This is a genomic window from Gluconobacter sp. P1D12_c (assembly GCF_018812105.1).
In the GTDB taxonomy this organism is placed as follows: Bacteria; Pseudomonadota; Alphaproteobacteria; order Acetobacterales; family Acetobacteraceae; genus Gluconobacter; species Gluconobacter oxydans_A.
Genome location: NZ_JACSIQ010000010.1, coordinates 56,083 through 82,283, shown reverse-complemented (window position 1 = coordinate 82,283; position 26,201 = coordinate 56,083). Strand labels below are relative to the sequence as shown.

Here is a 26,201-nt window from a genome sequence, read left to right as displayed (position 1 = left end):
CATCAGCATCATAAAGCCGTTACAGGCTCTATGGCGACTGGCCAGGAACGTGCTTACACTACAATCCATGACCGATCCACGCACCATTCCTCCCCGGGTAGAGACGATTCTTGCGGCATTGGTCTCGTTTGATACGACCAGCCGCCATTCAAATCTTTCGATTATCGAATGGATCGAAGGCTATCTGGCCGCCCATAATGTCTCTTTTACCCGGTATCCGGGTGGAGATGACGGGAAGTGGAACCTGCATGCCGTTATCGGTCCAGAAAAAGCTGGGGGAATGGCATTCGCCGGGCATGTGGATTGTGTTCCGGTTGACGGTCAGGACTGGTCCTCGGATCCTTTTGTTCTCAGGGAGGAAAACGGCCGCCTCTATGGGCGCGGCGCCGCAGACATGAAGGGCTACGTCGCCTGCATGTTGGCCGCAGTCCCCGATTTCAAGGCCATGGATCTCCCTAAGCCCATCCATCTGCTTTTTACCTGCGACGAAGAAATTACCTGTGATGGTGCACGACACCTGATCGAGGACATAAAGCAGGCGCACTTGCTTCCTGCCCTTTGCATGGTGGGAGAGCCTACCATGATGACGCCCGTAATCGCTCATAAAGGGCGTTTCGCTGTTCGCGTCCGACTGGTTGGAAAGCCTGGGCATTCCTCCCTGCCTCAAGGCGGAAAAAATGCCTTGCATGCCATGGGGCGAGCCATCGCCATTTGTGCTGATGAAGCTGACCGGCTTTCAATTGAGGGGCGTCGTGTTGACGGGTTTGTGCCGCCTTATACAACCATGCAGGTTGGTCTCGCATCTGGTGGCAGTATTCTCAATATCATTCCTGAGCAGGCCGAATTCGACGTTGAATGGCGGAATGTTCCCGGCGATGAGGGCTCCGTAGAGTTTGAGAAGTTACGTGAGGCCCTCGCTCCGCTGGATGATAGTCTGAGAGAAGACAATCCCGGTGGAGGCATCAGCTATCTGTTGTTGGTAGACCTGCCTCCCCTTGCCTTGGCTGCCGACCATCTTCTTACAGAACTGACGTGTCAGATCACTGGCAGCAACACGACGGGAAAAGTGTCTTATGGAACCGAGGCTGGGATCTACCAGCGTGGTGCCATGGAGAGTATTGTCTGTGGTCCGGGAGATATTGCGCAGGCTCATCGTCCGGACGAGTTTATTGCGAAGGAGCAGCTTGAACGCTGTGAAACGGTCATTCGGGATTTTGCACGGAGAGTAAGCGGGGCGGCATGAGTTGTAAGGCAGGACAGAGGCACCATCCGATCCGACTTCGTCAGCCGCGCCTGACTGAAGACCTGCCCGGAAGCGGCCGTCCGCCTTTTCCACTGACCGTTTGTCTTGATCCACCAGATCTTTCGGCCTGGAGTAGTCCTCCATCCGGAGTTCCCGGTGTCATGGTTTTTGAATCCGGTCGAAATGGCCCGGATGTCGTGATTACCGGCATGGTGCATGGGAATGAGTATGCTGGTGGTCATGCCCTGGAGAGACTTCGACGTACTGCGCCTGTTCCTGCAATAGGACGGGTCACTCTGATTCTTGCCAATTTGAAGGCTTTTGATCGCTTTGATCGCTCCGCTCCGATGGCTTCCCGCTACAAGGATGAGGATCTCAACCGACTTTGGCATCCATCACGTCTGAACAGTGAGGAGCAGTCCAATGAACTGGAGCGCGCACGTGAGCTTCGCCCGTTCATCGAGCGTGCGGATCTGTTGCTGGACCTTCACTCGACACTCTGGCCATCCAATCCGCTTTTTATTGTCCCGCCCAGGCGGCGGTCCAGTGATCTCGCCTGCGCCTTGGCCTCAGAAGCGGGATTACCAACGCTGGTCCTGACAGATCTTGGGCATCATGGCGGTTCTCGCCTGATTGAACATGCACGCTTTATGGCCGTCGGCGGTACCGGGCGATCCTGTCTGCTGGAAGCCGGGCTACATTGGGAGCCCCAGACTGTTGATGTCATGGAGAAAGTCAGCCGTCGTTTTCTGGCTGAAGCCCTGAATGTGCATCTACAGGGGGTGGCTCAGGATAAAACGCAGCCAGTGAGGCTTGCTGTCGTGACGGATAATGTCACGGCAAAAAGTGCAGAGTTTAGTTTTGTTGAGCCTTGGGTCGGAAACACCTGCATTCCAAGAGCAGGAACGGTGATTGCCCGGGATGGCCACGATGCTATCTGTACGCCATACGATGACTGTCTGCTCATCGTGCCCAACCTTCGCCCCAAGCAGGGGCAACTTGCGGTGCGTCTGGCCAGACGCACCGCAGTCCACCTTAACTCTTAGGCAGAAGCGCGATTATAGATCGGGAAGCGACGGCAGAGCGCCTTCACTTCTTCATGGACACGGTTGGTCGTGTCATTGACATCGCCCTCTGCCAGAGCTGCCGTCAGAACTTCGTCCATCATGCGGGCAATGGTGCGGAACTCGTCTTCGCCGAAACCACGCGCCGTTGCAGCCGGGCTGCCCAGACGAATGCCAGACGTGACGAACGGCTTTTCCGGATCGAACGGAATGGCGTTCTTGTTGGCCGTGATGCCAGCGCGTTCCAGAATTTCTTCCGCAAGCTTGCCCGTCACCTTCTTGGGCCGAAGATCAACCAGCACCAGATGGCTATCCGTGCCACCCGTCACGATGTCGAAGCCACGTAGCTGAAGTTCATCCGCAAGCGCCTTCGCATTGGCCACAACGCGCTTCTGGTAGTCGCGGAAGTCGTCCTTCAGGGCCTCACCGAAGGCAACGGCCTTACCCGCGATGACATGCATCAGCGGGCCACCCTGAAGGCCTGGGAAGACCGCAGAATTGATCTTCTTGGCGAGCTCAGCGCTGTTCGTCAGGATGATGCCACCACGCGGCCCACGTAGTGTCTTGTGAGTCGTGGACGTCACGATGTCAGCATACGGTAGCGGGCTTGGATACAGGCCAGCGGCAACCAGCCCGGCAAAATGAGCCATGTCCACCATCAGATAAGCGCCAACTTCGTCAGCAATCTTCCGGAAGCGCGGGAAGTCGATCACACGCGGATAGGCGGAGCTGCCTGCGACAATGATCTTCGGCTTATGCTCACGAGCCAGCTCTTCCATCTGATCGTAGTCGATCAGACCGTCCTGCGCGCGCACACCATACTGAACGGCGTTGAACCACTTGCCGGAGTAGTTCGGAGCCGCACCGTGGGTCAGATGTCCGCCAGCCGCGAGGCTCAGACCCAGAATGGTGTCGCCTGGCTTTGCCATGGCCATGAAGGCTGCCTGATTGGCATTGGCGCCGGAATGCGGCTGCACATTTGCAAATTCTGCGCCGAACAGCTTCTTAAGGCGTTCGATGGCGAGGGTTTCAACGCGGTCCACGTCAACGCAGCCACCATAGTAGCGCTTGCCAGGAAGGCCTTCAGCGTACTTGTTGGTCAGAACAGAGCCCTGCGCTTCCATCACGGCAAAAGATGCCATGTTCTCGGACGCAATCAGCTCGATACCATCCTGCTGACGGGTCAGTTCGTCATTCAGGATTGCGGCAACTTCGGCATCAGCCTCTTTTAGAGGCGCGTGGAAAAAAGGATTCAGCGTGGACTGGCTGGCGTGTTCCGACATCGTGGTCCATTCTCCAGGGTGAGTTCGCCCCGTCACTACCGCAGAATGCGCGCGTCGGCAAAAACAATCCGTGTTTCCAACGAGGATCTTTCATGACCAATCCGCTCTGGCGGACCAAGCCTGTGTCTTCCGCTGCGTCTGACAATACAGGCCTGAAACGTGTTCTTGGCCCCTGGCACCTCATTGCACTCGGTGTGGGTGTTACCATTGGTGCCGGCCTGTTCTCCCTGACAGGTGTTGCCGCAGGCCAGAATGCAGGCCCTGCCGTTACGTTGTCCTATCTTATTGCCGCCCTCGCCTGTGGATTTGCCGGCCTCTGTTACGGCGAACTGGCTGGTATGATCCCGTCAGGCGGGTCAGCGTATTCCTATGCCTATGCGTCTATGGGCGAGTTGATCGCCTGGATCATCGGCTGGGATCTTGTGCTGGAATATACCGTGGGAGCGGCCGCTGTGGCCTCGAGCTGGTCGGGCTATGTGTCCTCCCTGCTCTCAGGCTGGGGCATTGCGATTGATCCGCGGCTTCTGGCGACACCCATGACACCCGTGACACTCGCGGATGGGTCAGTGGTCAGTGCCTGGTTCAATTTCCCGGCTGTTCTGGCTATCTGGGTCGTGACTGCTTTGTTGATGCGTGGTGTCAGCCAGTCCGCTGCGGTGAATAACGTCATTGTGGTGATAAAGCTGGCGGTGATTGCTCTGGTGCTGGTGTTCTGTATCCCCCATATCAAGCTGGCAAATTATCATCCGTATATTCCGCCGAATGAGGGCACCTTCGGGCATTTTGGCTTCTCTGGCGTAATGCGGGCCGCAGGGATGGCATTCTTTGCCTATCTGGGATTCGATATCGTCTCCACAACCGCGCAGGACAGCAAAAACCCGGCCCGGGATATTCCGGTCGGCATTATCGGAAGCCTGCTGATCTGTGGTGTTGTTTATGCAGTGTTCTCGGCGGTTCTGACGGGCGTTGTAAACTATAAAGTCATGGCGAATGATCCAAGCCCGGTTGCAACAGCGATTGATGCTGCGGGTGCCCCCTGGCTCGCCAGTCTCGTCAAACTGGGGATTACAGGAGGATACGTTTCTGTCCTGTTTGGGCTTCTTCTAGGTCAGGCGCGTGTATTTCTGGCCATGTCGCATGACGGGCTGCTCCCGAAAGTCTTCGCGAAGCTGAACACGCGCACGCATACACCCTGGACGTCCCATCTTTGCTTTGCTGCCCTGACAAGTGTTCTGACTGCGGTGCTGCCGATTGGTGAGTTGGGCAACATGACCTCCATCGGAACCCTGCTTGCGTTCATCATTGTCTGCGTCGGCGTTCCACTCTTAAGGATGCGGGAGCCAGAGGCACCACGCCTTTTTCGCGTGCCGGGTGGGCCGATCATTCCAATTCTGGGCGTGCTGTCCTGCGGAGCAGTCATGGTGTCACTGGATTTGCTGACCTGGGTCCGGCTGGTTGTGTGGCTCGTAATCGGGCTAGCGATCTATTTCTGTTACGGAGTACGTCACAGCCTGCTTTCCAGATAGAAAATATAGGAGCATGATTGGGGGCATGACGAACGCATCATTCCCCCTCTTCCGCCCGCGGCGTAATCGCCACGATGCCTTTACACGTCGGCTGGTTCAGGAAAATCGACTGCACGTCGATGACCTGATCTGGCCGATTTTCGTTTGTGAAGGCGAAAACCAGCGCCAGAAAGTGTCCTCCATGCCCGGTGTTGAGCGCGTCAGCCTCGACAATCTGGTGGAGCATGTCCGCCCAGCTGTTGAGCTTGGCATTCCAGCGGTTGCCATTTTCCCCATCACGCCAGTCGAACTGCGTGATGCAACCGGCACCGAAGCCCTGAATCCGGACAATCTGATGTGCCGCGCATCCCGCGTCATCAAGGAAGTCTTTCCAGAGCTTGGTGTCATTGGGGACGTGGCGCTCGATCCCTACACGGATCATGGCCATGACGGCGTTATCAAGGACGGCCGCATCCTCAATGACGAGTCTGTCGAGATCCTGCGTCAGCAGGCACTCAATCAGGCCCGCGCTGGAAACGATATTATTGCGCCGTCCGACATGATGGATGGTCGTGTACAGGCAATCCGCGAAACACTTGATGCCAACGGCTTCGAGACCGTTCGCATCATGGCCTACACCGCGAAATACGCTTCCGCCTTCTACGGCCCGTTCCGTGATGCACTGGGATCAGGTGGTCTTCTGACGGGCGACAAGAAAACCTATCAGATGGACCCGGCCAATTCGGATGAAGCTCTTCGTGAAGTCGAACAGGACATTCGTGAAGGTGCGGACATGATTATGGTCAAGCCGGGAATGCCGTATCTGGACATTATTCGCCGTATCCGTGACCGCTTCGCTGTCCCGACCTTCGCCTATCAGGTGTCCGGCGAATACGCGATGCTGGCAGGTGCCATCCAGAATGGCTGGCTTGAGCGGGATCGGACCATTATGGAGAGCCTGATTGCTTTCAAGCGGGCCGGTTGTAACGGAATTCTGACGTATTTTGCGATTGATGCTGCCCGTCTTATGAAAGAAGACCGCTGATTAATCGTCGTGCACGAGGCGTTCAGGCCTATTACGGAGGCCTGAACGCAGAAGAAATCGCAAGGCGCCATATGGTAGAGGCAGGGCTGGAAATTCTGGCTCAAAGGCTCAGAACGCCATATGGCGAAATCGATCTTCTGGTTGCGGATGAAGACTGGGTTATCGCTGTCGAGGTAAAAAGCCGTTCCACACTCAGGGATAGCGTGGAAGCCCTTCGCCCTCGTCAGGCTGCGCGGCTGATGGCCGCCTTTGAATATATTCTTGTGACCAGACCAGACTGGTCACGCCCGAACACGCGTTTTGACGTTATTGCTGTCAATCGCGAGGGGCAGGCGCGACGCATCGTGGATGCGCTACGCCTTACATAATATCAGGTGCGACGGCTGCGGACGTGACGATGAGCTGTTGTTGCGGCAGCTGCATGCGGGCGGTAAGCAACGTTACGGATCACAGCGTGATGTCCGCTCCATGCCATTGAGTGGCTTGCGGAGTGACGAGCAAAGTGAACAACCGGACGGTGGTAAACCGGGGTAGCTGTCAGCGCATCAAATGTCAGCTTGCTGGCTTCATAATCGGTGATGGCTGCACGGGCATGAGCCTTTCCGGCCCCCATGCATAGTCCAACGCCCATAATGCCGAGAGCAATTCGGCCAGCCCACTGTCGCGCCATTGATGTGTTTCCATCCCTGTTTTGATGGAACTACCGTATGACGTAATCAGAGGGTTCGACAACCCCGATGGGAAAAGTTTTAGAAAAAATCAAGGTCTTGCCACTTTTGGACACATCATGGCTGAATTGTGGCGTCTGCAAGCCTTGAAAAAGGTTGAATTCCGGCCGTTTCAGCGGCCGGAATTAACGAAGTCAGGCATTCGCCGTAGCGATTCCTTTTTCGGTCAGCAGAGTCTCAAGTTCACCGCTCTGGTACATGTCCGTCACGATGTCGCACCCCCCAACGAACTCACCTTTGACGTAGAGCTGCGGCACGGTCGGCCACTGTGAGAAATCCTTGATGCCCTGACGAAGCTCAGCGCTTTCAAGAATGTTGCAGGTCTCGAACGGCACGCCAAGGTGGTTCAGGATCTGCACAACGCGTGCAGAGAAGCCGCACTGCGGGAAGAGTTTATCACCCTTCATGAACAGCATGACCGGGTTTGCGTCGATCAGGTTCTGGATATGCTGGAACACGGTCTCAGACATTGGTTTTTCCTTTTGTCGGCATCAGGGAGAGGCAATGCCCTCCCTGGCTGTCAGCAGTCACTTCAGAAGGGAATGATTCCCCCTGAGTTCAAGGGGTCAGGGTTTTGAGAGCCATCGCATGCAGCTCAGTACCCATGCGGGTTCCGAACGCATCATAAACCAGTTTGTGCTGGCGTACACGAGAAAGCCCTTCGAATGCCGTGCTGACCACGGTGCAGGCGTAGTGATCCCCGTCCCCGGCCAGATCCTGAATTGTGATCTGGGCATCGGGAATAGCGGCGAGGATGGTTCGTTCGATTTCGGATGCTGTCATCGGCATGTGTCAGGCGTCCTCACCCATGAATTTCGGGAAGAATGCTGCGTTGATGTCGCGCAGTCTGCTGGCTTTTAGTGCAATACCATCCGCAAGCTTCAGTTCCTTGCCGCCGGAATGACCCAGCTTGCGGGCCGGGACATGAGCTTTTTCGGCTGCGGCAAGAAGAGCCTGAGCGCTTTTGGTCGCCAGAACATAGCACGCCTGATCTTCACCGAACCAGAAAGCATGCAGTGGAATGTTGGATGGGGGTGCATTCAACACGCATCCTACATCTCCAGCCATGACCATCTCAGCCAGTGTCACGAGAAGACCACCATCTGCAATATCGTGGCAGGCCGTGACCGACCCGGCTTCAATCTGTCCGCGCACAAAGTCACCGTTCCGGCGCTCTGCAACAAGATCAACATGAGGCGGAGCACCGTCTTCGCGATGGCAAATCTCACGGAGCCACAGGGACTGACCGAGTTCACCACGGATTTCGCCGATCAGAACCAGATCATGATCTGCAGGCATGGACAGTCCGATGGACCGCGAAGCATCTGCGAGAACACCCAGGGCGCCGATCGCCGGTGTCGGGAGGATAGCCTGGGCCAGACCTGACGGTGAACGTGTCTCGTTGTATAATGAGACGTTGCCACTCACGACCGGGAAATCCAGCGCACGGCACGCCTCACCCATGCCTTTGATGGCTTGAGCAAACTGAGCCATGATTTCCGGACGTTCCGGATTGCCAAAATTCAGGTTGTCCGTCACGGCCAAAGGCTTCGCACCTGTTGCCGTAATGTTGCGCCATGCCTCGGCAACAGCCTGTGCTGCTCCGGTTTTCGGGTCAGCCTGACAGTAACGCGGGGTGCAGTCCGTCGTCAGGGCGAGACCCAGACGCGTTCCTTCCACGCGCACAATGGCGGCATCTGCTGCACCTGGGCGACGCGCCGTGTTACCGCCGACCGATGCATCGTACTGGTTCCAGATCCATGCGCGGGACGCCAGATCCGGGCTGCCAATCAATGTCAGCAAAGCATGCTCAATCCCTACCGGGTCTGCAGGCGGCTGGATGTGCCGTGGGGCCTCCAGCGGAACAGTCGGGCGATTGTAGACCGGAGCTTCATCAGCCAGCGGCGCCAGCGGAATATCCGCTTCGACCTGTCCATTGTGCTTGATCGTGATGCGGCCACTATCTGTCAGCTGCCCGACGATAGCGAAATCCAGTTCCCATTTTTCGAAGATCGCCCGGGCCTGCTCGGTGCTCTCTGGCTTGAGAACCATGAGCATGCGCTCCTGGCTTTCAGACAGCATCATTTCGTAGGCTGACATGCTGGGTTCGCGCTGCGGGACGGAATCAAGGTTAAGCTCAATACCGACGCCCCCCTTCCCTGCCATTTCAACAGCAGAAGACGTCAGGCCAGCCGCACCCATATCCTGAATGGCCACGATCGCATCTGTGGCCATCAGTTCAAGGCACGCCTCGATCAGTAGCTTCTCGATGAACGGGTCACCCACCTGAACGGTTGGACGCTTGGAGGCGGCCTCATCGTCGAACTCGGCGGAGGACATGGTAGCGCCATGAATACCGTCACGACCGGTTTTGGAGCCAACATAAACAACCGGATTTCCAATGCCTGCAGCAGCAGAAAGGAAAATCTTGTCCTGCTTGGCGACACCGACCGTCATCGCATTGACGAGCGGATTGCCGTCATAGGCCTTGTGGAAGTTGACTTCCCCGCCCACTGTCGGAACGCCGACGCAGTTGCCGTATCCACCTACGCCGCGAACAACACCATCGACGATACGGCGCGTTCCCGGATTCTTTGGGTCACCGAAGCGCAGGGCATTCAAGTTGGCAACCGGACGGGCTCCCATGGTGAACACGTCACGCAGGATACCGCCCACGCCCGTCGCTGCGCCCTGATAAGGCTCGATGAAGGACGGATGGTTGTGGCTTTCCATCTTGAAGACGGCAGCCAGACCTTCGCCGATATCAACAACACCCGCGTTTTCGCCTGGCCCATGAATGACCCATGGAGCCTTGGTTGGCAGCGTCTTGAGATGGATGCGGGAGGATTTGTAAGAACAGTGCTCGGACCACATGACCGAGAAAATGCCAAGCTCTGTAAAGCTGGGCGTGCGGCCCATGATGTTCAGGAGCTTGTCATATTCCGCAGGTGTCAGGCCGAACGACTGGGCCAGTTTGGCGTCGATTGTAACACTCATCCGACGAGAGCCTCCACCAGGCCTTTGAAGAGCGGCACGCCGTCAGTCGCGCCGATTTCCGGGTCAGTCAGGTTTTCAGGGTGCGGCATCAGGCCGCACACACGGCCATTTTCGCTCAGGATACCAGCGATCGAGCGCGCGCTGCCGTTAGGATTGGAGTGGCGATTGCCCTCTGAGACCTGTCCATCAGCGGCACAATAGCGGAATGCAACCCGGCCCTCTCCTTCGAGACGCTCAAGCGTTTCAGGTGAGGCCGTGTAGTTGCCATCACCATGCGCAAGCGGCGCACGGAAAATGTCGCCGCTCTTCCATCCCTGTGTGAACGCCGACGTGGCATTTTCAACTTTCAGGTGGCAGTCCTGCGACAGAAATCGCAGGCCAGCGTTGCGAAGCAGTGCGCCTGGCAAAAGATGCGTTTCCGTCAGGATCTGAAAACCGTTACAGACACCGAGAACATGGCCACCCTTCTCAGCGAAAGCTTTGACTTCGCGCATGATCGGAGAATGAGCAGCCATGGCACCACTGCGCAGATAATCCCCGAAGCTGAAACCCCCTGGCAGAACCACGAGATCCAGATCACCAAGGGATGTGTCCCGGTGCCAGATCATCTTCGGGGTCTGGCCGGAAACCAGCTTCAGGGCGTGCACCATGTCGCGCTCCCGGTTCGTGCCAGGAAATACGACGATACCTGCCTTCATTTCTGAGCCTCCGGAGCCGTATGGCAGGGGTAAGCGTCATGCAGGGCGCGGTAAACGGCCTTGCCGCCCGACTGCGTCAACGCATCATTATGAGCGTGCAGCCAGGAAATCAGCTTGCCGCGGACCTGCGTTGTCGTTTCGCTGACCGGAACACAAAACGCGACCGGCGCGCCAGCGTCATCGGCGTAGCTGTCATATTTCTTGGACCAGACTTCGCTGTCCATGACGCCTGCGAGATACGCGTCACAGAGAGCGGTGGACTTGCTGGCTGAGCACATATTGCCCAGAGCTTTTCCGGAGACCTTGGAAACGCGCTGTGCATGAGCAGGAGCCGCGGCTACGGTCACGAGACCGGCAGCCAGAAGAGCAGCGGAGAAGAGCTTCATGCGGCCACCTCGACGCTGAAGTCTTCAATGACTTCGTTAGCCAGAAGAGCGCGGGCCATGGCCTCACCCTCCGCAAGAGCTGCAGCATTGTCCTGCGCGGCAACGTCCAGTTCGATCACGCGGTTAACGCGGACTTCACCAACACCTTTGAAACCCAGAGACTCAAGAGCGTGGCCCACGGCTTTGCCCTGCGGGTCAAGAACACCATCTTTCAGAGAAACGAAAACGCGGATTTTCATTATACTGCCTCCGGACCCTTGAGGTCTCCATTACTGGCTTCGGGCAGGATCCCGAGACGCCGTGCAACTTCCTGATAAGCTTCTTCGACGCGGCCCATGTCCCTGCGGAACCGGTCCTTGTCCATTTTCTCGCTGGTCTTGCTGTCCCACAGGCGGCAGTTATCGGGAGAGATTTCGTCAGCGACGATAATCCGCATCTCCTCGCCTTCCCAGAGACGGCCGAATTCCAGCTTGAAATCAATGAGGGTGATGCCAACGCCCATGAAGATGCCCATCAGGAAATCATTGGTCCTGAGAGCCAGCGTATTCATGTCGTCCAGGTCCTGTGGTGAGGCCCAGTCGAATGCGGCAATATGCTCTTCAGAGACCATCGGGTCCCCGAGAGTATCGTTTTTGTAGTAATATTCGATGATTGTGCGCGGCAGACGGGTCCCTTCAGGGATGCCAAGGCGCTTGGCGATCGAGCCCGCCGCAACATTACGGACCACCACTTCGAGCGGAATGATCTCGACTTCGCGGATCAGCTGCTCGCGCATGTTGAGACGGCGAATGAAGTGCGTTGGGATGTTGATGTCGTGCAACTTCATCATCAGGTATTCGCTGATGCGGTTGTTCAGAACACCCTTCCCTGTGATCACGCCACTTTTGGCGCCGTTTCCGGCGGTAGCGTCATCCTTGAAATACTGCACGAGCGTTCCGGGCTCGGGCCCTTCGAAAAGAACCTTGGCTTTGCCTTCATAGAGCTGGCGGCGGCGGGCCATGAGCAATCCTTACTGCGTTGCGCCGTCCCGTTTGTCAGGGATGCGGAAACGGCTGGTCCAGCGACGGTTTTTCGGTTCCATAGCATTGCGGAACCGGAACCGCGAGAGTGCGGGAAAACTATTCCCGCCCCCGTTTGTCCAGATTAACCGAAAATGCGGTTAAAGATGCGATCAACCTGGCTGAGATGCTGCGCCGGATCGAAGGCCCGGTCCAGAACTTCCGCACTGACACGGCCGGCAACTTCCGGATCTGCTTCAAGATTCTCGCGGAACGTGCGGAAGTCAGGATGGCCCAGCTTCGTCCATGTCTCCATGGCGTTGCGCTGGACGATCCGGTAGGCGTCCTCGCGGGAAATACCAGCGCGGGCCAGAACCAGCAGCACTTCACCGGAATGAACAACGCCACCAAGGCTTTCCATGTTGGCAATCATCTGGTCCGGATAGACCATCAGCTTTTCCATCATGCCAGCCAGACGCATCAGAGCGAAATCAAGCCCGATCGTGGCGTCAGGGCAGATGTTCCGCTCCACGGCCGAGTGGCTGATGTCACGTTCGTGCCACAAGGCAACGTTTTCCAGTGCAGGCGTAACATGGGAGCGAATCAGACGGGCAAGGCCTGTCAGATTTTCGGACAGCACCGGATTCCGCTTGTGCGGCATCGCGGAACTACCCTTCTGGCCCTTGTGGAAGAACTCTTCCGCTTCGCGCACTTCCGAACGCTGCAAGTGGCGAACTTCAACAGCGAGGCGCTCAATGCCGCTGGCAATCACGCCCAGTGTGCAGAAAAATGCTGCGTGGCGGTCGCGGGGGATAACCTGCGTGGAGACGCTTTCGGCGACAAGTCCCAGCTTGTCGGCAACGTATTCTTCAACGGCCGGGTCAATATGGGCATACGTGCCGACTGCACCGGAAATGGCACAGACAGCGATTTCTTTGCGGGCCTGAAGCAGACGCTCTTTGTTGCGCGCGAATTCTGCATAATGGCCAGCCAGTTTCAGGCCGAAGCTGGTCGGTTCCGCATGAATGGCATGGCTGCGGCCGATCGTCACGGTCAGCTTGTGCTCGTATGCGCGTGCCTTGAGAGCAGCGAGAACGCGCTCCAGATCTTCAAGAAGAAGGTCGGAAGCCTGTGTCAGCTGAACGGACAGGCATGTGTCCAGCACATCCGAAGACGTCATGCCGAGATGAACGAAACGGCTATCGGGGCCAACTTTTTCTGCCAGCCATGTCAGGAACGCAATCACGTCATGGCGCGTTTCTGCCTCGATCTCGTCAATCCGGGCCAGGTCAGCGTCGGAGAATGCGGCCATTGCGGCATCCCCCTTTTCGCGGATCGTTTTGGCTGATTCGGCAGGGATTGCACCCTGTTCCGCCATGGCTTCACAGGCCAAGGCTTCAATTTCGAACCAGATACGGTAACGGTTGGCGGGCGACCAGATTGCGGTCATCTGGGGGCGGCTATAACGCGGAACCATGAGAACTCCGGAGGCGAGTGGGGCTTTACGGAGGCTGCTTAGACCAAATACGAGGATATTGCACGGACCCCTTTTGGAAGAATGACAACCTTGCTCCCTGATACTTTCGTTCACGGCCTGTTTGCGCTGGCACAGGTTACCCTCATTGATATCACGCTCGCGGGAGACAACGCTGTTGTCATCGGGATGGCGGTTCGTAGCCTTCAGGGGCGACAGAGGCGTCTGGCCATTCTGATCGGCACGGCGTTTGCAGCTGTCCTGCGAATTGGACTGGCACTGGTCGCAGCCCGTCTACTGGCTATTGTGGGCCTGACGCTTGCAGGCGGCTGTCTGCTGCTCTGGGTCTGCTGGAAAATGTATCGGGAACTCCGGCACAGTGATACGGACGTTGAGGTTGACGCCCCTTCCCGTCTTGGGCCTGCCATTCTCAAGATTGTCATTGCCGATCTTTCCATGAGTCTGGACAATGTCCTTGCTGTCGCAGGTGCTGCTGTTGGTCATCCATGGATTCTCATGGGCGGTCTTGCGTTCTCTGTGTTGCTGATGGGCGTTGCCGCGTCGTTCATTGCCGGGCTTCTGGCCCGTTACAGCTGGATCGCATGGTGTGGTCTGTTTGTCGTTCTGGGTGTGGCGATTGAGCTTATCATCCGCGGCGGAGGAGAAATCTGGCATCATGTTGTGCTGCCGAACTGACCGACCACTTCTTCTGGCTGCTGCCCTGTTTCTTGGGGCGGCAGCTCCTTTGCCTCCTACACCCTCGGTTCAGGACCGATTGGCTCAGTGGCTGTCCCTTGTCGCGCCTTCAGCCACAGACCGACCTGCGGACGACTATGCCGCCTTTCTTCTGCAGACCCCGGTCTGGCCGCAACGCGCCAAAATTCTGTGGCGATATCAGAATGCCCTTACACATACGTCTGATCCTGACGCATTAGACAGGCTCTGTCCGGCTCTTCCCCTGACACTCGTCTCGGCGTTCCTGAACTGTCAGGATCATCTGCCCAGTGCAGTGAATGAAGCGCGTAGGCTTTGGATTTCCGGTGCAGGAACTGCTCAGGAAGAAGGTGCTCTTCTGGCGCGATATGCCACTGTCTTCAGTGCGGATGATCAGTGGCAGCGTTATGCGACTCTTGAGGCCAAGGGGCAGCTTTCGGCGGCGGGACGTCAGATCCTTCGCCTGCCGCCCGAGCGTCAGGCTCTTGCACGCGCGAGACTCGCTGAACGATCCGTCTCCCCTGATGCCGACAGCGCATTTGATGCTCTATCTCCTGCGGAGCGTGCAGATCCCATTTTAATTCGTTATCGCCTGCGGGCTCTCCGGCGCGGAGACCACCTGGATGACGCTTTGGCGCTCTGGAATGATGCGGGTTCACGCCTGCAAACTGCGGCTCCTTCTCATGAATGGTCCAGTGAAAGAGCAAGCCTGGCTCGCGCCCTGCTGCTCGCAGGTCGTGTGCAGGACGCTTATGCCCTAGCGCAGGACACAACACTGCCGCTCACCGAAATCGACCGTCAGGAAGCGCAAAATCTCTCGGGCTTTATTGCGCTTCGGCTCTTGAACTCTCCCGACCAAGCGGAGGAGTTTTTCAGGCCGCTCCAGCAGGCTTCCTCACTCGCGATGCAGGCTCGAGGCTGGTACTGGACTGCGCGCGCACGCCAAGCCGCAGGGCACTCCGGAGACGCGCAGGACGCATTTGAGCATGCGACACATTTTCCCACGACGTTCCATGGCCAGCTTGCTCAGGCAGCTCTTTCCGGAGAGCCGTCTTTTATTTTGGCCGGGACGACGTCTCAGGAATTCGATAGTGCGCTCCAGCAAAGCTTGCACTCTCTTCCATCGGTGGCGTCAGGAGACTTGCAGCGACAGGATCTCGTCGAGGCGGCCACCGACCTGATGCAGTCAGGAGATCAGGAACATGCTAAAGACTTCCTCCTGCTTCTTCTGATCGCTAATCCGACGGCGCAAGGCCAGAAAGCTGTGGCAGACCTTGGCTCACGTCTTAATGTTCCTGCTGCTGAAGTCTTTGCTGCTCATGCCTTGTCACGAAAAGGCGTTGCCCTCTATCCGCAGGGGTTCCCTAATCCATGGCCGGAGGCATCGACTGTTCCAGGTGGTTTGCTTCCAGCCGTTATCAGGCAGGAAAGCGGGTTCGATTCTGCTGCCATCAGCGGGGCTCATGCAATTGGACTGCTTCAGATTTTGCCCGGGGCTGCAACGGATGTTGTGAGGCGCGCCCATCTGGGGGGCATGAATGTCTCCGCAGCGGCCCTGCTGGATCCTCAGACCAATCTGACCGTTGGTAATGCTTACGTATCCCAGTTGCTTGCGCGCTTTGATAACGTCATTCCCTATGCCTTGGCTGCTTATAATGCTGGGCCGCATAGGGTGGATCTGTGGCTCAAAGCAAATCCACCTGCCGATCCTTTATCTGAAGATGGTATTCTCGATTGGATCGAACGTCTCCCTTATCGGGAAACGCGAATGTACATCGAAAATATCGAAGCCAACATGATGGTTTATCGAGTGAGTACTGCCAATGTCGGAAACTGATTTTCGATCACTTTGTGAACAAGTACTGGCGCATCTGTCAGCAAGTAACCTGCGCCTTGTGACTGTGGAAAGTTGCACGGGCGGGATGATTTGCGCGTCCCTCACCGATATTGAAGGGTCGTCCAGCGTGATCGAAGGCGGCCTTGTGACCTATTCCAATGCCCTGAAAAGCAGCGCTGCTGGCGTTACGGCAGACACTCTTATTCGATATGGTGCAGTCAGTGAAGAGACGGCACGCGCCATGGCGGAGGGCGCACTGTGGCATGCTGCGGATGCGACAATAGCGGTTTCTGTCACAGGAATAGCAGGGCCAGATGGCGGAAGTGCTGAGAAACCTGTGGGAACTGTTTGCTTCGGGCTGGCTGTTTTTCCAGGAAAGGCAATTTCAGAGCGACATGTTTTTTCGGGAGATCGAACTGCAGTCAGAAAGGCTACGGTGAGACATGCTCTTGAAATGATTTTGAAGGCCTGAACAAAAAAAGCCCCCACCGATCTGGTGAGGGCCTTTATGGCAAACTGTGCCAACTGACGATTTACTGACCGTCAGTCGGGGCCGTTGCTGGCATTGTTGATGCCGCTGGCGGTACGGTCGGGACCGGCGCCGTAGGAACAACCGCGGACGTCGGTGCCGTTGCAACCGGAAGCGGAGCTGCTGGAGCCTGTGCCTGAACTGGCGTCTGAGCCTGCTGGAGCGAGCGGGCGTTCAGGGCGTCTGTTGCAGACGCTTCATCGGACTTCTGCATGTGCGAAGCAGACTTTTTGCCATGGTGATGGCCATGGTGTTCGGCCATAGCCGGGGAAGCAGCAGCAATCAAAGCCGAGAAGGCAAATGCGCCGAAGGTAAATTTCTTCATTGCGTAATCCTTTCATGACACCATTCGGTGCTTGGGGCTCAAAACGCCACATGCGCCAAATGGTTCATGGCGTATTACGAATTCTTTCCTGTGCTCAGGAAAGTCCCGGCTGCGGAGTACGGGTTTGTGGCGTCTGTACGCCATAGATATCACGAGCCCGCTTGATGAAGGCTGAGACCATCAGACGAACGCCTTCATTGAAAACAACACCCATCGCATTCTGAAGCAGACGGGACCGGAACTCGAAGTCCACAAAGAAATCCACCAGGCAGCCACGAGGGTCAGGTGTGAATGTCCAGACGTTATTCAGATACCGGAAAGGCCCTTTTTCATAGCGGACACGGATACGCGAAGGGCATTCCAAGGTCACACGGCTCGTAAAGGTCTCACGGAACGGACCAAACCCGATTGTCAGGTCAGCTACCAGTTCATGCTCTGTCTTGGATTTGATAGTCGCTTTGACGCACCATGGCAGAAACTGCGGATATCTTTCCACATCTGCGACCAGATCAAAAAGTTGCTCCGGCGTGTAGGCAATCAACCGTTGCTCGGCATGTGTCGGCATCAGGGACTTTCTTTCAGACGGCTGTTTCGCGCAGCCTGCAGCTTCGCGAAGTCACTGTCCGCATGATAGGAGGATCGTGTCAGAGGGCTTGCACTGACCTGGAGAAATCCTTTGGAACGGGCAGCCGCAGCATAGCCGTCAAATTCTTCCGGGGTAACAAACTTTTCGACCGATGCATGCTTTACGCTCGGCTGAAGGTACTGTCCCAACGTCAGAAAATCGACGTCAGCAACCCTGAAATCATCCATGACCTGCCATACTTCCATCTTCTCCTCACCAAGGCCAAGCATCAGGCCGGACTTGGTGAAAATGGATGGATCAAGCCTCTTCACACCGTCCAGCAGACGCAGGGACTGATAGTATCGCGCACCCGGACGAATAGTGGGATAGAGACGTGGTACAGTCTCGATATTGTGATTGAAAACGTCCGGTCTGGCTTCCACGACAACTTCAAGAGCGCCCGGCTTCCTCAGGAAGTCAGGAGTCAAGATTTCGATTGTCGTGCTCGCTGAAGCCGTCCGGATGGCTTTGATCACATTGGCAAAATGACGCGCCCCGCCATCAGCAAGGTCATCACGGTCCACCGATGTAATCACAACGTGCTTGAGGCCGAGCTTTGCTACAGCTTCTGCCACCCTGCGAGGTTCGTCCTCGTCCAACGCCTTGGGCAAGCCGGTTGTGACGTTGCAGAACGCGCAGGCACGCGTGCAGATCTCTCCCATGATCATCATGGTGGCATGGCGCTGAGACCAGCATTCCCCGATATTCGGGCAAGCAGCCTCTTCGCACACCGTAACCAGATTCGCTTCCCGCATCAGAGCTCGCGTCTCGTGATAGACGGGATGATTGGGCGCCTTGACCCTGATCCAGGACGGCTTGCGCTGGATCGGGTTATCGGGGCGATGCGCCTTCTCCGGATGACGGGGAGAAGGCGCTGACCGATGATCAATGGTGATGCGCTGGGACATGATGCTCAGATATGGAGCGGGCCATCGAAGGCCGCCAGAGTCGCTTCGTGCATCGTCTCGGAGATTGTCGGATGTGGGAAAACCGTTTCGATCAGTTCTGCTTCCGTAAGCTCACTGGTCCGGGCGATAACGTAACCCTGGATCATTTCCGTGACTTCGGCACCGATCATATGAGCACCAAGAAGCTCTCCGGTGGTCGCGTCAAACACGGTTTTGACCATGCCTTCCGTCTCACCCATCGCTACGGCTTTGCCATTCGCCATGAACGGGAAGCGGCCGACGCGAACCTTATGACCAGAGGCAATAGCCTTCTCTTCGCTCAGACCTACCGAAGCAATCTGGGGACGAGAGTAAGTGCAGCCCGGAATGTTCAACGCATGAAGAGGCTGCGGCGAACGACCGGCAATCTTCTCGACGCAGAGAATACCTTCATGGCTTGCTTTGTGAGCCAGCCACGGAGCGCCTGCAACGTCCCCGATCGCGTAAATGCCCGGCTCTGCCGTGCGGCAAAAGCCATCTGTGATGATATGAGTGCGATCGACCTGGACTTTGGTGCCTTCCAGTCCAAGATCTTCAACGTTCCCGACAATACCGACAGCGCAGATTACGCGGTCCACCGTCAGATCAATTGTGCCAGACGCACTTTCAATCGTGGTGGAGACTTCGTTTTCGCCCTTCTGCAGCGCTCCAACCTTTGCGCCGGTGATGATTTGCATCCCCTGCTTCTCAAAAGCCTTGCGGGCAGCGGCGCTGATTTCCGGATCTTCGGCAATCAGAATGCGATCCGCAACTTCAGCAATTGTGACTTCGCTACCCATGTTGCGGTAGAAAGACGCAAATTCAATGCCGATAGCTCCAGAGCCAATGACCAGAAGACGCTTCGGCAGTTCTGCCGGGGTCATGGCCTCACGCGCACCCCAGATCAACTTTCCGTCCGTCTCAAGACCTGGAAGCTGACGACCCCGTGCCCCTGTTGCCAGAATCACGTTGGGCGACTTGATGACTGCGACTTCAGCGCCGTCTTTGGTGATGGAAACCTTATGTGCTTCCCCTGCCCGTCCAGCCAGTTTTGCACGACCGTCAAAGGTCGTGACTTTGGCCTTTTTCAGCAGGTGAGCAATTCCGCCCCCCATACGGCGTGCAATGCCGCGGGACCGCGCCACAATCTTCGGAAGATCAAAAGACACATTCTCGGCGGAGAAGCCGAACGTGTTCAGATCATGCAGAAGATGATGAATTTCCGAAGAGCGCAGGAGCGCCTTGGTGGGAATGCAGCCCCAGTTGAGGCAGACACCACCAAAATGCGTGCTCTCCACGATGGCAACGCTCATGCCAAGCTGGCTGGCTCGGAGTGCTGCAACGTAACCGCCAGGACCGCCACCAACAACGATCAGATCGAAAGTATCGGACATGGATCAGACCACCAGAGTGTAAGGGTTCTGTACGATGTCGCGCAGGGCGTTCAGCCACTGTGCGCCAAGCGCGCCATCAACGGCACGATGATCAACAGAGAGTGTCGCGGTCATGACGGTTGCAATTGCAAGCTGGTCTCCACGAACCACGGCACGTTTCTCGCCCGACGCAATAGCCAGGATACCAGCCTGCGGCGGATTAATGATCGCGGCAAAATCGCGGACGCCGAACATCCCCATGTTGGAGATCGAGAACGTCCCGCCTTGGAATTCTTCCGGCTTCAGCTTGCCTGCACGGGCACGCTTGGCCAGATCCTTGGCTTCACGACTAATTTCGCGCAGGGACTTCTGGTCCGCATTCCGAATAATTGGCGTGATAAGGCCATCTGGAATGGAAACAGCCATCGAGATGTCCACATTATCGAAATGCAGCGTCTCCGAGTCTGTAAACTGGACGTTCAGACCTTGCACCTTCTTGAGTGCCAGCCCTACGGCCTTGATCATCATGTCATTAACAGAAAGCTTGAAGCTATTGTCTTCAGCCGTCGCGTTCAGTTTGGAACGAAGCGCAAGCAAAGCATCAAGTTCGATGTCCACAGATACATAAAAATGCGGCACCTGCGTTTTTGATTCCGTCAGGCGCCGCGCGATGACTTTACGCATCGTGGAATTCGGAACGCGCGTTACGGAACCCTCGTTAGCAACGGGTGCCGCGGGCGTAGCTTTCGGCGCAGTTTTAGCCGGCTGGCCGCCCTTCTCTACATCGCGCTTTAGAATACGACCGTTTGGTCCCGTTCCGTTGAGCGACGCGAGAGCAATTCCGCGCTCTTTTGCCATACGCTTTGCAAGCGGAGAAACAAAAATACGCTCAGAAGTGTCTGCCGTAACTGCTGCCTTGGTGACTGGCGCAGGTGCATTTACGGAAGCAGCAGGCGCATCAACCGGAGCTACTGAAGCGGGTGCCTGTGCTGAAGACGCGGCTGGAACATCTTCGCCTTCTTCGACAAGAATGGCGATAGGTGTGTTAACAGCGACACCTTCCGCGCCTTCCTGAACGAGGATACGGCCGAGAATTCCTTCATCTACCGCTTCAACTTCCATCGTGGCCTTGTCGGTTTCGATTTCAGCGATCACATCTCCGGCAGAGACCGTGTCGCCTTCGTTTTTAAGCCAGCGGGCCAGCTTGCCCTCAGTCATTGTCGGCGACAGGGCCGGCATCAGAATATCGATTGCCATTGTCGGTCAGTCCCCGAACTGCTTGCGGACCGCTTCCACAACCCACTCGGGTTTCGGAAGTGCCAGTTTTTCAAGATTGGACGCGTAGGGCAGCGGCAGGTCAAGCCCGCAGACGCGCGCCGGAGGCGCATCAAGCCAGTCAAAAGCCTGCTCAACGGCGACCGTGCAGATTTCTGCGCCGATACCCGCAACCGGCCAGCCTTCTTCGACGGAAACAATCCGGCTAGTTTTCTTGACGCTCTTGATGATTGTTTCAGTATCAAGGGGGCGCAGCGTACGAAGATTGATGACTTCGGCTTCAATGCCTTCTTCTGCCAGCTTGGCAGCGGCATCGAGCGCAACGCCAACCATGATGGAGAACGCAACAAGAGTTACGTCTTTACCTTCACGCTCGATCTTGGCCTTCCCGATCGGCAGGATGAAGTCTTCATCCGTAGGGCATGGGAATTTTTGGCCGTACAGGATCTCGTTTTCCAGCACGACGACCGGGTTCGGATCCCGAATAGCTGCGCGCAGAAGACCCTTCGCATCTGCGGCAGACCACGGAGCAACGACCTTCAGGCCAGGAATATGAGCATACCAGCTTGCAAAGCACTGGGAGTGCTGAGCGCCGACGCGTGCCGCGGCACCATTCGGGCCACGGAAAACAATCGGGCAGCCCATCTGTCCACCGGACATGTAAAGCGTCTTGGCAGCAGAATTAATAATATGATCAATGGCCTGCAGAGAGAAGTTCATTGTCATGAACTCAACGATAGGCTTCAGGCCCGTAAGCGCCGCACCTACGGCCATGCCAGTAAAGCCATGCTCGGTGATAGGCATGTCGATCACACGCTTTTCACCAAACTCGTCCAGCAGACCCTGGCTGATTTTGTAAGCGCCCTGATACTGGGCAACTTCCTCACCCATCAGGAAGACGTCTTCATCACGGCGCAACTCCGCAGCCATCGCGTCCCGAAGAGCTTCGCGAACCGTAATGTTTTTCGTTTCGCCCCAGTCTTTCTCGTCGTCAGCCTGTTTGATGGCCGGAGCTTCGACAGTGGCAGGTGAGGACGGAGTTTCGATAGCAACTGATGCACCGACAACTGGATCGGCTGAACGCGTCACGTTTTCAGCGGCGGCTGCGTCTTCGCCATCTTCAAGAAGGACAGCAATAGGCGTATTGACGGCAATGCTCTCGCTGCCTTCGGGCACGAGAACCTTACCGAACACACCGTCATCAACGGCTTCGACTTCCATCGTGGCCTTGTCGGTCTCAATCTCGGCGATCACATCGCCAGACTTCACTGCATCGCCAGGCTGACGAAGCCAGCGTGCGATTGTACCTTCGGTCATGGTCGGCGACAGGGCCGGCATCAGAATCAGAGATGCCATGGAAATCAGGCCTCCACCAAAATGTCAGTCCAGAGTTCGGATGGATCCGGCTCAGGACAGGTCTGTGCAAATTCAACAGCGTCCGCCACGACGGCTTTCACTTCGGTTTCAATGTCCTTGAAGATGCTTTCTTCTATGCCGTTGCGCAGCATTTCAGCCTTCAAGGTTTCAATCGGATCACGTGTCCGACGCATTTCCTCAACTTCAGCACGATCACGGTATTTGGCCGGATCAGACATGGAGTGCCCGCGATAACGGTAGGTTTCCATTTCCAGCAGGAAAGGCCCCTTCCCGGAGCGGCAGTGTTCCATGGCTTCCTGCGCAGCCTGGTGGACGGCAAAAATGTCCATACCATCGACCTTGCGGCTCGCGATGCCCCAAGGCTCAGCATTACGAGAAAGATCTTTGGAGGCAGAAGCACGCTCAATGGACGTGCCCATGCCGTATCTGTTGTTCTCGATGACGTAGATGCAGGGAAGTTTGTGCAAGGCTGCGAGATTGAAGCTCTCGTAGACCTGTCCCTGAGCTGATGCACCTTCGCCAAAATAGACGATGGAGACTTCGTCCGTGCCTCGATACATGTTGGCAAAGGCCAAGCCTGTGCCTAGAGCCACCTGCGCACCGACAATGCCGTGACCGCCGTAGAATTCTTTCTCGCGGGAGAACATGTGCATGGAGCCGCCCTTGCCGCGTGAGTAGCCGCCTGAACGCCCGGTAAGCTCAGCCATTACGCCGCGGGGTGTCATGCCGGCCACAAGCATCTGGCCATGGTCGCGGTAGGAGGTGATGGATTTATCACCCTGCTTCATGTTCAGACCGATACCCGCCACAACAGCTTCCTGCCCGATGTAAAGATGGCAGAAGCCGCCAATCAGGCCCATTCCATAGAGCTGACCAGCTTTTTCCTCAAAACGTCGGATAAGAAGCATGTCCTTGTAGGCTTGCTTCATTGTTTCCGGCGAAAGGGCCGGACCATTGCTCCGGTAGGAAGCGGACGTTGTCTCGCCCATGGCAGGTCTCCTGCAAATGCACAAATCTGGGGAAGCTCTTACCGTCACTCGACCCGGAAGGCCAGAGCGACCCCAGTTACATCTCCGAAAGGAAAAGCGGGAGGGCGTGAGCTCGATGCGGAATGACATGGCTGAGAGGGGAAGAACCCCATCTCAGCAAGAAAAATTAGACGAAACCTAATAGCCGGCGTGCAGCCTGGCCCGGATCTTCTTCACGAAGGAGGCTTTCTCCCACAAGCACGGCACTGGCGCCGACTTCACCGACTTTCAACAGATCGTCCTGCGTTTTAATGCCGCTCTCGGACACAACCAGACGGTCAGGTGGGACCATAGGGGCCAGATCAAGCGTTGTCTGAATGTCTGTCTTCAGGGTGCGGAGGTTTCGGTTGTTGATGCCGATCAAAGACGTGTCGAGCGCAAGAGCCCGGTTCAGTTCGTCAGCATCATGCACTTCAACCAGCACATCCATGTCCAGGCCACGTGCAATTCCAATGAGTTCCGATGCCTGCGTTTCTGTCAGGGCGGCCATAATCAGAAGGATGCAATCTGCCCCAATCAGACGACTCTCGTGGACCTGCCAGGGATCAAGAATGAAGTCCTTGCGCAGGATTGGAAGGCTGCACGCCTCGCGAACGGCACGGATATCATCTGTGCTGCCGTGGAAACATGATCCTTCCGTCAGAACGGACAGGCACGTTGCACCAGCAGCCTGATAAGACAGCGCAATTTCAACAGGATTGAAATTGGGGCGGAGCACACCAGCGGATGGAGATGCCTTCTTGATTTCCGCGATCAGTCCAACCTGTCGGTCTGCTGTCAGATGCTGGAGGGCTTGACCGAAGCCTCGTGTCGGCGCCGTGACTTCACGCGCGCGCAGCGTGATCTCCTTGAGAGACATGATCTGTGAACGCTGTTCTACATCCACCCGTGTGCGGGCGCAGATGCGAGCAAGAACGTCGCTGCGATCGGTTGTCTCGACGGCGGGATCCTTGATGGGCGGCGTGGTCGTCTCCGGAACTTCCGGGTCAGGAAACTGCTCTACCCCTTCAGGTGCATAGGTCATCGCGGGTCGCTGATGCATGAAGGTCATGATAGTCCTGCGTTTGTTTTTATAAGGGTGGAATTTGTCATGGCCGCTCTGTCCAGAGCTGCGCGCGCGGAGCCATCGTCGATGGCACTTGCTGCCAGAGCTACATTGTTACGAAAAGCCTGTGCGTCAATTGTGCCGTTCTGCACGACGCTACCTCGGCCTGCCACATGCAGGGCAGCTGCAGCATTCAGAAGTACAGTATCACGATACGGGCCGGGAGCGCCATTGAGGAGTGCGCGCAGGGCGACGGCGTTCTCTTCAGCGTTTCCGCCGCGAACGGCAGAGATCGGCGTTTTGACCATTCCCGCCATTTCTGGTTCGAATGAAAGGGAGAGAACTTTCGTATTCTCCAGACAGACAATCTGAGCTGGGCCTGCCAGCGTCAGTTCATCGCTGCCGCCCTCATCTGTGGTTCCGTGAAGAGCCCAGACATGCGTGCTGCCAAGATTAGCCAAAGTCCGGACGACAGGTTCGCACCATCGGGCATCAAAAACACCGATCAGCTGGCGATGAACCTGCGCAGGATTACACAGGGGGCCAAGTAGATTGAAGAGAGTTCTGAAGCCAAGAGCTTTCCGGATCGGGGCGGCATGACGCATCGCGGGGTGATGAAAAGGTGCCGCCAGAAAGGCCAGATTGTTTTCACGTAGCCGATGGGACTGAAGCGTCAGGTCATCGGTCGGGGGAATACCCAGAACTTCCAGTACATCCGTAGCGCCGGAGCGGGATGAAAGTGCCCGGTTGCCATGTTTGGCCACAGGAACGCCGAGTCCTGCCAGGACGAATGCCACCGCAGTGGAGACATTAAGCGTCCCTAGCTCATCTCCGCCCGTTCCGCAGACATCCAGGGTCTTATCAGGCACATCAGGCAAGGTCGTCATGTATCGTCGGACGGCCTGAACTGCGCCTGTCAGCTCCGCTTCTGTTTCACCGCGAACTTTGAGAGCCGTCAGAAATGCGGCGAGTAAAGGAGCATCTACGGAGCCAGCCATGATGGCGGAAAATGCGGCATCAGCTTCATGCGATGCCAGACATTTGCTATCAGCAACCTTGCGAAGAACGGCTGCAAAATCTGTCTTTCCTGTCATGCCGCTTCAGTAGCTTTGTGCTGAATACCGGCAATGGTCAGAAAATTGGAAAGAAGTTCACGGCCTGCAACCGATGCGATGCTTTCAGGGTGAAACTGTACACCGTGAATGTCGTAGTCCCGGTGGCGAATGCCCATGATCACACCATCTCCCGTAGAAGCGTTGACGATCAGTTCGGGAGGAATGGTCGTGGGATCGAGCGTCAGGCTATGATAGCGCACGACGTTTACGGGGTTCGGTAAGCCTGCAAAAACACCCGTCCCGTCATGATTTACAGGACTGATCTTTCCGTGCATCGGCACTGGCGCCCGAACGACAGTGGCACCAAAAACCTGACCGATGGCCTGATGTCCAAGGCATACGCCAAACACGGGAAACTTTCCGGCCGCGGCTCGGATCAGTTCACAGCAGATCCCCGCACCGTCTGGTGCACAAGGACCTGGCGAAATCACAATGGCAGACGGGTTGAGCGCAAGTGCTTCGTCCACGCTCAGCGCGTCATTTCGTCTCACATCACATTCAACACCCAGCGCGCCCAGATGGTGGACGATGTTGAATGTGAAGCTGTCGTAGTTGTCGATGAGCAGGATCATGGCAACAGGATGGCCTTCACGTTTCGTTACGTCAAATGC

At 56.6% G+C, this 26,201-nt stretch carries 28 protein-coding genes; 8 read left to right on the top strand and 20 right to left on the bottom strand.

The window, feature by feature from the left end:
• Window positions 1–67: 67 nt before the first annotated feature.
• The gene (argE, locus tag KP705_RS12010) at window positions 68–1,243 is read left to right on the top strand and encodes an acetylornithine deacetylase (RefSeq protein WP_211514293.1); all 1,176 of its coding nucleotides are present in this window, start codon (window positions 68–70) and stop codon (window positions 1,241–1,243) included.
• The gene (locus tag KP705_RS12005) at window positions 1,240–2,289 is read left to right on the top strand and encodes a succinylglutamate desuccinylase/aspartoacylase family protein (RefSeq protein ID WP_046901633.1); all 1,050 of its coding nucleotides are present in this window, start codon (window positions 1,240–1,242) and stop codon (window positions 2,287–2,289) included. Before argE ends, KP705_RS12005 begins: the two co-directional genes overlap by 4 nt.
• On the opposite strand, the gene glyA is transcribed toward KP705_RS12005, so the two are convergent.
• Window positions 2,286–3,590, bottom strand: coding sequence for a serine hydroxymethyltransferase (gene glyA, locus KP705_RS12000; RefSeq protein ID WP_215764499.1), 1,305 nt, complete (start codon window positions 3,588–3,590; stop codon window positions 2,286–2,288). The genes KP705_RS12005 and glyA overlap by 4 nt on opposite strands.
• Before the next feature lie 92 nt (window positions 3,591–3,682).
• On the opposite strand from glyA, the gene KP705_RS11995 reads away from it, so the two are divergent.
• The 3 genes from KP705_RS11995 to KP705_RS11985 are packed head-to-tail and all read left to right on the top strand — an operon-like array spanning window position 3,683 to window position 6,508.
• Entirely contained in the window at window positions 3,683–5,116 is a 1,434-nt protein-coding gene (locus tag KP705_RS11995; RefSeq protein ID WP_215764498.1) for an APC family permease, read from the top strand.
• A 25-nt stretch (window positions 5,117–5,141) separates the two neighbouring features.
• Window positions 5,142–6,140 (top strand): porphobilinogen synthase, encoded by a 999-nt coding sequence (gene hemB / locus KP705_RS11990; protein ID WP_252348350.1) that lies wholly within the window; start codon window positions 5,142–5,144, stop codon window positions 6,138–6,140.
• Complete coding sequence (locus KP705_RS11985) at window positions 6,137–6,508, top strand: YraN family protein (RefSeq protein WP_308267496.1); 372 nt, start codon at window positions 6,137–6,139, stop codon at window positions 6,506–6,508. The genes hemB and KP705_RS11985 overlap by 4 nt, the downstream gene beginning before the upstream one ends.
• Window positions 6,509–6,510: 2 nt before the next feature.
• Here KP705_RS11985 and KP705_RS11980 read toward each other — a convergent pair whose 3' ends face one another.
• The 9 genes from KP705_RS11980 to purB all read right to left on the bottom strand — a co-directional run bounded on the left by KP705_RS11980 (window position 6,511) and on the right by purB (window position 13,424).
• Window positions 6,511–6,810, bottom strand: coding sequence for a hypothetical protein (locus KP705_RS11980; RefSeq protein WP_046901637.1), 300 nt, complete (start codon window positions 6,808–6,810; stop codon window positions 6,511–6,513).
• 192 nt (window positions 6,811–7,002) lie between these two features.
• Window positions 7,003–7,338 carry a Grx4 family monothiol glutaredoxin gene (gene grxD / locus KP705_RS11975; protein ID WP_046901638.1) on the bottom strand — a complete coding sequence of 112 codons (336 nt, stop codon included), beginning with the start codon at window positions 7,336–7,338 and terminating at the stop codon, window positions 7,003–7,005.
• Between the two features lie 88 nt (window positions 7,339–7,426).
• Entirely contained in the window at window positions 7,427–7,657 is a 231-nt protein-coding gene (locus KP705_RS11970) for a BolA family protein (RefSeq protein WP_046901639.1), read from the bottom strand.
• A gap of 3 nt (window positions 7,658–7,660) precedes the next feature.
• Entirely contained in the window at window positions 7,661–9,865 is a 2,205-nt protein-coding gene (gene purL, locus KP705_RS11965) for a phosphoribosylformylglycinamidine synthase subunit PurL (protein WP_215764496.1), read from the bottom strand.
• On the bottom strand, window positions 9,862–10,563 hold the full coding sequence (gene purQ, locus KP705_RS11960) for a phosphoribosylformylglycinamidine synthase subunit PurQ (protein ID WP_064272888.1): 702 nt from the start codon (window positions 10,561–10,563) through the stop codon (window positions 9,862–9,864). Before purQ ends, purL begins: the two co-directional genes overlap by 4 nt.
• Complete coding sequence (locus KP705_RS11955; protein ID WP_064272889.1) at window positions 10,560–10,949, bottom strand: Rap1a/Tai family immunity protein; 390 nt, start codon at window positions 10,947–10,949, stop codon at window positions 10,560–10,562. Before KP705_RS11955 ends, purQ begins: the two co-directional genes overlap by 4 nt.
• The gene (gene purS / locus KP705_RS11950) at window positions 10,946–11,188 is read right to left on the bottom strand and encodes a phosphoribosylformylglycinamidine synthase subunit PurS (RefSeq protein ID WP_046901643.1); all 243 of its coding nucleotides are present in this window, start codon (window positions 11,186–11,188) and stop codon (window positions 10,946–10,948) included. Before purS ends, KP705_RS11955 begins: the two co-directional genes overlap by 4 nt.
• Entirely contained in the window at window positions 11,188–11,949 is a 762-nt protein-coding gene (gene purC, locus KP705_RS11945) for a phosphoribosylaminoimidazolesuccinocarboxamide synthase (protein ID WP_046901644.1), read from the bottom strand. Before purC ends, purS begins: the two co-directional genes overlap by 1 nt.
• 143 nt (window positions 11,950–12,092) lie before the next feature.
• Window positions 12,093–13,424 (bottom strand): adenylosuccinate lyase, encoded by a 1,332-nt coding sequence (gene purB / locus KP705_RS11940; protein WP_215764495.1) that lies wholly within the window; start codon window positions 13,422–13,424, stop codon window positions 12,093–12,095.
• 81 nt (window positions 13,425–13,505) lie between these two features.
• Between purB and KP705_RS11935 the strand changes: the two genes are divergently transcribed.
• The 3 genes from KP705_RS11935 to KP705_RS11925 are packed head-to-tail and all read left to right on the top strand — an operon-like array spanning window position 13,506 to window position 16,444.
• The gene (locus KP705_RS11935) at window positions 13,506–14,117 is read left to right on the top strand and encodes a YjbE family putative metal transport protein (RefSeq protein WP_064272890.1); all 612 of its coding nucleotides are present in this window, start codon (window positions 13,506–13,508) and stop codon (window positions 14,115–14,117) included.
• Window positions 14,098–15,972 (top strand): lytic transglycosylase domain-containing protein, encoded by a 1,875-nt coding sequence (locus tag KP705_RS11930; RefSeq protein ID WP_215764494.1) that lies wholly within the window; start codon window positions 14,098–14,100, stop codon window positions 15,970–15,972. Before KP705_RS11935 ends, KP705_RS11930 begins: the two co-directional genes overlap by 20 nt.
• Complete coding sequence (locus KP705_RS11925) at window positions 15,959–16,444, top strand: CinA family protein (RefSeq protein WP_215764493.1); 486 nt, start codon at window positions 15,959–15,961, stop codon at window positions 16,442–16,444. Before KP705_RS11930 ends, KP705_RS11925 begins: the two co-directional genes overlap by 14 nt.
• A 61-nt stretch (window positions 16,445–16,505) precedes the next feature.
• Here KP705_RS11925 and KP705_RS11920 read toward each other — a convergent pair whose 3' ends face one another.
• The 10 genes from KP705_RS11920 to KP705_RS11875 all read right to left on the bottom strand — a co-directional run bounded on the left by KP705_RS11920 (window position 16,506) and on the right by KP705_RS11875 (window position 26,162).
• On the bottom strand, window positions 16,506–16,826 hold the full coding sequence (locus KP705_RS11920; RefSeq protein WP_046901649.1) for a hypothetical protein: 321 nt from the start codon (window positions 16,824–16,826) through the stop codon (window positions 16,506–16,508).
• Window positions 16,827–16,920: 94 nt separating this feature from the next.
• Window positions 16,921–17,391 (bottom strand): type II toxin-antitoxin system RatA family toxin, encoded by a 471-nt coding sequence (locus tag KP705_RS11915; protein ID WP_046901650.1) that lies wholly within the window; start codon window positions 17,389–17,391, stop codon window positions 16,921–16,923.
• The gene (lipA, locus tag KP705_RS11910) at window positions 17,391–18,359 is read right to left on the bottom strand and encodes a lipoyl synthase (RefSeq protein WP_086633185.1); all 969 of its coding nucleotides are present in this window, start codon (window positions 18,357–18,359) and stop codon (window positions 17,391–17,393) included. The genes KP705_RS11915 and lipA overlap by 1 nt, the downstream gene beginning before the upstream one ends.
• A 5-nt stretch (window positions 18,360–18,364) precedes the next feature.
• Window positions 18,365–19,771 carry a dihydrolipoyl dehydrogenase gene (gene lpdA, locus KP705_RS11905; protein WP_215764492.1) on the bottom strand — a complete coding sequence of 469 codons (1,407 nt, stop codon included), beginning with the start codon at window positions 19,769–19,771 and terminating at the stop codon, window positions 18,365–18,367.
• 3 nt (window positions 19,772–19,774) lie between these two features.
• Window positions 19,775–21,007 (bottom strand): pyruvate dehydrogenase complex dihydrolipoamide acetyltransferase, encoded by a 1,233-nt coding sequence (locus KP705_RS11900; RefSeq protein ID WP_215764491.1) that lies wholly within the window; start codon window positions 21,005–21,007, stop codon window positions 19,775–19,777.
• A 6-nt stretch (window positions 21,008–21,013) separates the two neighbouring features.
• A complete protein-coding gene (locus tag KP705_RS11895; RefSeq protein WP_046901654.1) occupies window positions 21,014–22,381 on the bottom strand; it encodes a pyruvate dehydrogenase complex E1 component subunit beta in 1,368 nt (455 codons plus the stop codon).
• A 5-nt stretch (window positions 22,382–22,386) separates the two neighbouring features.
• On the bottom strand, window positions 22,387–23,391 hold the full coding sequence (gene pdhA, locus KP705_RS11890; protein WP_046901655.1) for a pyruvate dehydrogenase (acetyl-transferring) E1 component subunit alpha: 1,005 nt from the start codon (window positions 23,389–23,391) through the stop codon (window positions 22,387–22,389).
• Between the two features lie 166 nt (window positions 23,392–23,557).
• Window positions 23,558–24,481 carry an indole-3-glycerol phosphate synthase TrpC gene (gene trpC, locus KP705_RS11885; RefSeq protein ID WP_046901656.1) on the bottom strand — a complete coding sequence of 308 codons (924 nt, stop codon included), beginning with the start codon at window positions 24,479–24,481 and terminating at the stop codon, window positions 23,558–23,560.
• The gene (trpD, locus tag KP705_RS11880; protein WP_046901657.1) at window positions 24,478–25,569 is read right to left on the bottom strand and encodes an anthranilate phosphoribosyltransferase; all 1,092 of its coding nucleotides are present in this window, start codon (window positions 25,567–25,569) and stop codon (window positions 24,478–24,480) included. Before trpD ends, trpC begins: the two co-directional genes overlap by 4 nt.
• Entirely contained in the window at window positions 25,566–26,162 is a 597-nt protein-coding gene (locus tag KP705_RS11875) for an aminodeoxychorismate/anthranilate synthase component II (RefSeq protein ID WP_046901658.1), read from the bottom strand. Before KP705_RS11875 ends, trpD begins: the two co-directional genes overlap by 4 nt.
• Window positions 26,163–26,201: the final 39 nt, after the last annotated feature.